At 62.1% G+C, this 1,513-nt stretch carries 2 protein-coding genes; both read right to left on the bottom strand.

Annotated features, from left to right (window positions below; all coding sequences use genetic code 11):
* Window positions 1–678: twin-arginine translocase subunit TatC (tatC, locus tag EOA22_RS05855; protein WP_245478599.1), on the bottom strand; the 678-nt coding region annotated here is incomplete at its 3' end.
* A complete protein-coding gene (gene tatB / locus EOA22_RS05850; RefSeq protein ID WP_063168118.1) occupies window positions 675–1,475 on the bottom strand; it encodes a Sec-independent protein translocase protein TatB in 801 nt (266 codons plus the stop codon). The genes tatB and tatC, both read right to left, overlap by 4 nt.
* Between the last annotated feature and the right edge of the window lie 38 nt (window positions 1,476–1,513).

Raw genomic sequence — 1,513 nt, 5'->3', positions numbered from 1 at the left:
CGCCGCGACGACGAAGGCGATGACGATCGCCCATTTGCGCTTCTCGGCCAGCCCCTTGGACGACAGCATGCCGACGCGTGTCATCAGGCTGGTCACCACCGGCAGTTGGAACACCAGGCCGAAGGAGAAGATCAGCGTCATGATCAGGCTGAGATATTCCGACACCTTTGGCAGCAGTGAAATCTGCACCTGATCGTCGGTGCCGGCCTGCTGCATGGCGAGGAAGAACCACATCACCATCGGCGTGAAGAAGAAATAGACCAGCGACGCACCCATCAGGAACAGGATTGGCGACGCGATCAGGAACGGCAGGAAGGCGTTGCGCTCGTTCTTGTAGAGGCCGGGCGCGATGAATTTGTAGATCTGCGTGGCGATCAGCGGAAAGGCGATCACCATGCCGCCGAACATGGCGAGCTTGACCTGCGTGAAGAAGAATTCCTGCGGCGCCGTGTAGATCAGCTCGACCTTGTGCGGATCGAGGCCTGCCCACTGCGTCGCCCATTTGAACGGGACGACCAGAAGGTTGAACAGCTTCTTGGCGAAGAAGAAACAGACCAGGAAGGCAACGAAGAAACCGCCCAGCGACCAGATCAGCCGCCGGCGCAGCTCGATCAGATGCTCCATCAGCGGCGCCGACGATTTCTCGATCTCGTCCTTTTCGGTGTCCGAAACGCTCACTTGGCGGCTCCAGCCGTCTTCTTGGCCGCCGGCTTCTTGGCCGCAGCAGGTTTCGGTTCGATTTTCGCCCCCGTCTTGGTCGCTACGGTCTTGGACGCGATCACCTTGGCCGCAGCGGGCGTCTTGGCCCTGGGCGTTTCAGGCATTGCCGCCGTCACCGGCTTCGCTGGCACCTTGGGCGCAGGCGTGGCCTTAGCGGTGACCGTTTTTGCAGGAGCTTTAGCGCCATTTGCCGAAGCCTTTATAGCCGGCGTCGCCCTTGACGGTGCAGGCTTGGCTGCCTTCTTCGCCGTGGACGCCTTCGGCGCCACGACGGGTGTCGTCGGCACTGATGACGTCACCACCGATTCGTCGGTCATCGCCGGGAAAATCGGCGCTGCCGGCGCTGCTTCCGGTCCGTTGACGCCGGGCATGGTCGTTGCACCGTTCTTCAGCGGCTCGGCCGCCTGCGGGGTCGAAGCGGCTGGCGTTGCCGGATCGGCTGCCGGCTTCGGCTTCATCGCCGCGTCGACGCCGGAGCGAACGTCGGCCGCGGCCTGTTCGAACGGATTGAGCTGCTTCCTGATCTCGGCCATCGGGCTCATGCCCCTGAGCTCGTCGACGGACTTCTTGACGTCGTCGAGCTCGGCTTCCTTCAGCGCCTCGTTGAACTGTTTCTGGAAATCGGATGCCATGGCGCGCAGCTTCGCCGTCGTGCGGCCGAAGGTGCGCAGCATATTGGGCAAATCCTTGGGCCCGACGACCACGATCATGACGATCGCGATGACCAGCATTTCGGTCCAGCCGACTTCAAACATGACACTCTGTTCCGACTAGACCCTTTGGCCTCAGCCCT

Origin of the sequence: Mesorhizobium sp. M7A.F.Ca.US.014.04.1.1 (assembly GCF_003998745.1) — a bacterium.
Classification (GTDB): Bacteria; Pseudomonadota; Alphaproteobacteria; order Rhizobiales; family Rhizobiaceae; genus Mesorhizobium; species Mesorhizobium ciceri.
The sequence above is the reverse complement of the archived record's forward strand: the minus strand, read 5'-3'. Positions and strand labels throughout refer to the sequence as shown.